Source organism: Sneathiella sp. (assembly GCF_041689005.1).
Lineage (GTDB): Bacteria > Pseudomonadota > Alphaproteobacteria > Sneathiellales > Sneathiellaceae > Sneathiella.
The window spans coordinates 1-5,208 of the sequence record NZ_JBDNHC010000093.1 but is presented as its reverse complement, the minus strand read 5'-3'; the positions used below and the strand labels follow the sequence as shown (position 1 = coordinate 5,208).

Below are 5,208 nucleotides of genomic sequence, written 5' to 3'. Positions count from 1 at the left end.
CGTCAAAGGCTTGTTTTTAAATGATAGGATTTCGGCCGGGTGAGGCTTTCATATCCCACGGCGGACAATGTACAGCCGCGGCCAGAATTTTTGACCCCCGTCCAGGCAAGGGCCGGATCAAGAGCATCGCATCGGTTCATGAACCAGGTTCCGGTATCTACCTGATCACCAATCCTGACCGCAGCTGCTTCATCGCGGGTCCAGACCGAAGCCGTCAGGCCAAACTCACTGTCATTCATCAATTTAATGGCCTCCTCGTCCGTGGCAACCTTCATGATGCCGACGACCGGGCCAAAACTTTCCTCGGTCATCACCCGCATCGAATGATCGACATCAATGAGAACCTGGGGTGCCAGATACTGGCTCCCTTTTTTATTCTCGGGAAATTTTGTGGGATCAATAAGGGCCTTGGCCCCGGCGTTCACCGCCTCATCGATCTGGGCACGGACAAACTCCGCCGCGGCGGCATTGACCAGCGGACCGAGCGTCGTCTCCGGGTCAACCGGCGATCCCAGCTTATAGTCATTGACGACCTCAACAAAGCGCTCGACAAAACGGTCATAAATGTCTTCATGAACATAAATCCGCTCGATGCCGCAGCAGGATTGACCGGAATTGAACATCGCGCCATCGACCAGGTTTTCCGCAGCGTAATCAACATCGGCATCCGTCCGCACATAGGCCGGATCCTTGCCGCCGAGTTCCAGTCCGACACCGATAAACCGGCCGACCGCCGCCGTCTCAATGGCCTTGCCCGCCGGGACCGAGCCGGTGAAACAGACATAGTTGATAGCATCCGACTGGATTATTCGTGCCGCGCTCTGGTGATTGGCAACGACGATTTGGAACAAATTTTTAGGCAATCCGGCCTCGGTAAAGGCCTCGACCATACGTTCACCGCACAAATGGGTCTGGGCCGCATGTTTGAGAATAACTGCATTGCCCGCCATCAGTGCCGGAACAATGGAATTGACGGCGGTCATATAAGGAAAGTTCCACGGCGCTATCGTAAAGACCACACCAACCGGTTCACGCTTGATATAGCGGGTAAAGCCATCCTTCCGCGGGACTGTGACATCCGCAAGCGAGTCTTCGGCAATTGAAATCATATGCCGCGCCCGCTCCGCAAAGCCGCCGACTTCACCGGCACCAAATTTAACCGGCCGGCCCATCTGCCACGCGAGCTCCTCGACGATCAAGTCTTTCTTGGCAACAAAGCTATCGATACATTTCGTCAGGATTTCAGCCCGCTCCGCGATCGGCCGCGCCTTCCACTCGGCGTGCGCCGTCCTCGCCGCGGCAAGCATCCGCTCAATGTCATTCTCTGGCGTATAGGGGCGTTCGACATAGAGGCTCCCATCGACGGGACTGATTGTTTTCAAACTTTCTGACATTTATTTTCCCAATTCTTCAAACCGGATTTTTACCATTTTCCACCATATAAACTAATCGGAAATAGTTATATCCTTATAAATATTTTCCCACATAATATTGATCATTTAGACGTTTTATGTGGTATTCAGCATATTCGTTTTTGTTTTTCCTCAGAATATGCTAGATAAGCCAAATTCCGTCATTTTACTGTAACATTTGGGAGGATGTATGAAACAGGTGAAACGGCAAAATGCCATCATGAATATGCTGCAGCTGGAGAAATCCTGTGGCGTCATCGAACTGGCGACAAAACTTGGCGTCTCCGACGAGACGATTCGCCGCGATATCAAGGATATGGCAAAATCCGGCAGCGTGGAAAAAATCCATGGCGGCGTGATGCTCCCACAAGCTTCCCTAGAACCTCCTTTTCTCCGCCGGCTTGAAGTTCAGCGCCGGGAAAAACAAAGAATAGCCAAGCTTGCTGCCTCCATCATTCAGGACGGCGAGACCATCCTGATTGATAACGGCAGCACTTCCTGTTATGTCGCCAAGGCGCTGCATGCCCATCGTAACCTGACGGTGGTTACCAACTCCACTGAAGTCGCGCGCGACCTCTGCGCCCGCAACAACAACACGGTCTTCATGGCGGGCGGAGAAATCCGTGCCGATGACAGTGCCGCCTATGGCTCAACGGCAATCAATTTCGCCCGCCAATTCACGACGGAACGCGCCATTTTATCAATTGCCTCGATTAGCGCTGAACAGGGCTATCTCGATTGCGATCTCGGCGAGGCTGAATTCAAACGAGCGATAATTCCACAAGCCGCAAGCATTATCATGGTCGCCGATCACATGAAATTCAATCGGCCTGGAGTTGTCAAGATATGCGACTTTGAGGCCGTAGACCTGCTTCTGACTGATCAACTGCCACCGCAGTCGATAATCGATAAAATGGGGCGTGACCGTATCCTGATTGCCTGACGTCCGGAGTCAATGCCGTTAATCGCTGAGCCTGGGCGTTACCTTTGCTTCAATCCAGTTGCGAACTTCCTGCTGCTTGATGCAGTTATCCAGAATGTCATTGTCAACCGCAAGCTGCCAGCGGAGATGGCTTGCATCCGGGCTGATGTGCAGGGCCTGAAGCTTGGCAATATACTGATCCGCATCTTCAATTGAGGCAAAATTCCCCTGGGCGGTCAGTGCGTCCCGCCGCCACCGGCACAGGCTCGCCACCTCGTTAAAATTATATTCCGGATGATACTGGACCGCCCAAAAGCTGCCGCCCTTGTGATCAACCGCGACGGCCTGCACGTTACAGAAATCGTTCGATGCAAGTAAGGTTGCCCCGGCGGGCAGTTCAGAGACCTCGTCCTCATGACTTGTAAAGGCGTCAAAAACGGACTTTTTCCCAGCAAACATCGGATGGTTCCGCCCCTCCGGCGTCAGGGTTATTTTTCGGGCGAGACCAAATTCCCGACCCTTGGGATTCTTGGCACATTTACCGCCTGCGGCCGTCACTGCCATTTGCGCCGCCCAGCAGCTGCCGAACATTGGGACATTGGCCTCGTAGGCAGCCTTGGCGAAATCAATCTGGCGGACCACCCGATCATCCTTGTCGTTATGGATGGTCAGGCTGGAACCGGTCCAGGTAATGCCGTGGTAATCGCGGAGGCCGCTGCCAGTCGGCAGGCGGCACCCGGCATCGGCGGGGAACAGGATGTCAATCTCGGCATCCGGAAGGTAGGATTTCAGCATCGCTGCATACAGCTCACCCGCCAATGTTCCGCCATTTTCCGCAAGCGGATCACGATGCTCCTCCGGATATCCATCCAGCACCAGGAGCCGGGCTCTCTTCCTTACCATTTACATTAACGTCCTCTTACAAGATATACGCAGGCTTCCGTTAAACCGGGCGGGTGTCGCCGCCGATGGTAACCCGCCGCATCAGGCGGCGATACTGGACATAATCGTTCATGGCGTAATGCTGGGTGCAGCGGTTATCCCACATTGCCACGGATTTCGGCTGCCACCTGAACCGGCAGGTGAATTCCGGCTTTGTCGAAAACTCATAGAGATATTTGAGCAGCGGCGCACTCTCGGCATCGGTCATTCCCTTGATACGAAGGGTAAACATCGGATTGACGAAAATGCCCTTGCGTCCCGAAATATCATGGGTGCGGATGAGCGGATGCTCGACTTCTTCCTCCACCACTTCGGAATATTTGTATTTCAGGCTGTGCTTGCCTTCGTATTTTTCACGTGTGTGGCGCGGATCAAAGGCAACGCTTGCCGAATGCACGGCGACAAGGCCGTCAAGAAGCTCCTTCATGCCGTCGGATAACGCCGCATAAGCCGCCTCCATATTTGCCCAGAGCGTATCCCCGCCGACGGGCGGGATATCAAGGCCATAGAGCATGGTATAGATGGTCGGCTTCTGAAAGAATGTGTTATCCGTATGCCAACCGGTCCCAAAGGACGCCCCCTCACCCGCTGGTTTCAGAACCTCGATCAGTTCCGGATGAGCATTTGATCCCTGAACGATGGGATGAATTTCCGGGGTCCCGAAACGTTTTGCAAACTCGAGCTGGATTTCCGGGGAGATTTCCTGATCGCGGAAAAAAACCACATGATTGTCGACCAGCGCGTCATGGACATCGCCGAATTGCTCATCCGACAGGGATTTTGACAAATCCACGCCCAGGATTTCCGCCCCGATTGCCGCGGTCAGCGGCTGCACTTCAATCGTATTATAGCCCATCACACTCCCCGATCCTGATCACTACGGCCAGCCTGTGTTCGGCTTGGTCAAGGTTTAGTCTGCCTCTGAATTAGGTATGTCATCTGCCTGAAAATCCATAGTACCAATTTTTCCCATTCATATATACCAGAATGATCGGGCTCAGGAATTTAGCAGTGACGCGAGCTGTTCCAGCCCGCCCTCAATCCGCGCCGTCGCGATCGATGAAAAGCCGAGCCGGAAATACCGTTTGCCCTCTTCGGGCGTCATGAAATGTACGGATCCCGGTTCAAGAACAATCCCTTGTCCCCGCGCTTGTTCGGCGAGCAATTCGGCGTCAAGATCCTCAGGTCCCCGTATCCAGAAACTGGTGCCGCCGAAACTCGGCACCGTTGTCATGCCGGGCAGATAATGATCAAGCCCGCGGGACATTATCTGCCAGCGGTCACCATAGGCCTTGTGCAGTTTGCGGATATAGGCCTGATGATATCCTTGGGCAATAAAAAGCGAGGTCGTTCGCTGATTATTGCTTGGGGCGTGGCGCAGCATCAGGCGGCGAAGCGCCCGCATTTCCTGGATTAACGGCTCCGGCGCAACTATATAGCCAAGCCGTAAGCCTGGAAACATCGATTTCGACAGACTGCCGACATAAATCACCCGCCCGCCCTGATCCTGTGATTTTAGCGCCGCGACGGGCTCACCGGTATAATTGGTGTCGCTTTCGAAGTCATCTTCGATCACCAGCAGGTCGGTCGCCGTCGCCATCTCCAGTAAGCGTGCCCGCCGGTCCGCCGACAGGGTTACGGTCGTCGGGTACTGATGGCTTGGGGTGACATAGACCATCTGGCATGTGGCAAGCGCCTCATCGACCACAACGCCATCCTCATCAACCTCAAGCGGCACGAGCGCTGCTCCGCAAAGGTGGAAGATATTGCGCGCATCTGGATAGCCGGGATTCTCTACGCCAACCTTCAGCCCGACCGTCATCAGCGCTGCGGCAATCAGGTAAAGCCCGTTCTGCGCCCCCATGGTGATCAGAATCTCCTCCGGTGCCGCATAAATGGCTCGCTTGGGCAGCAACTTGGTTCTGATCTGCT

Annotated in this window: 5 protein-coding genes; 1 reads left to right on the top strand and 4 read right to left on the bottom strand. The window is 54.3% G+C overall.

The features are described from left to right. Positions 1 to 2: 2 nt before the first annotated feature. A complete protein-coding gene (locus ACESNI_RS11375) occupies positions 3 to 1,394 on the bottom strand; it encodes an aldehyde dehydrogenase family protein (RefSeq protein ID WP_373086774.1) in 1,392 nt (463 codons plus the stop codon). Between the two features lie 208 nt (positions 1,395 to 1,602). Here ACESNI_RS11375 and ACESNI_RS11370 point away from each other — a divergent pair, with 208 nt between their 5' ends. Then, a complete protein-coding gene (locus ACESNI_RS11370; protein ID WP_373086773.1) occupies positions 1,603 to 2,355 on the top strand; it encodes a DeoR/GlpR family DNA-binding transcription regulator in 753 nt (250 codons plus the stop codon). An 18-nt stretch (positions 2,356 to 2,373) separates the two neighbouring features. On the opposite strand, the gene ACESNI_RS11365 is transcribed toward ACESNI_RS11370, so the two are convergent. The 3 genes from ACESNI_RS11365 to ACESNI_RS11355 all read right to left on the bottom strand — a co-directional run. Further along, positions 2,374 to 3,237 (bottom strand): type 1 glutamine amidotransferase, encoded by an 864-nt coding sequence (locus ACESNI_RS11365; RefSeq protein WP_373086772.1) that lies wholly within the window; start codon positions 3,235 to 3,237, stop codon positions 2,374 to 2,376. A gap of 40 nt (positions 3,238 to 3,277) precedes the next feature. After that, positions 3,278 to 4,132 carry a TauD/TfdA dioxygenase family protein gene (locus ACESNI_RS11360; RefSeq protein ID WP_373086771.1) on the bottom strand — a complete coding sequence of 285 codons (855 nt, stop codon included), beginning with the start codon at positions 4,130 to 4,132 and terminating at the stop codon, positions 3,278 to 3,280. 141 nt (positions 4,133 to 4,273) lie between these two features. Further along, on the bottom strand, positions 4,274 to 5,208 hold a 935-nt coding region (locus ACESNI_RS11355), incomplete at its 5' end, for a PLP-dependent aminotransferase family protein (RefSeq protein ID WP_373086770.1).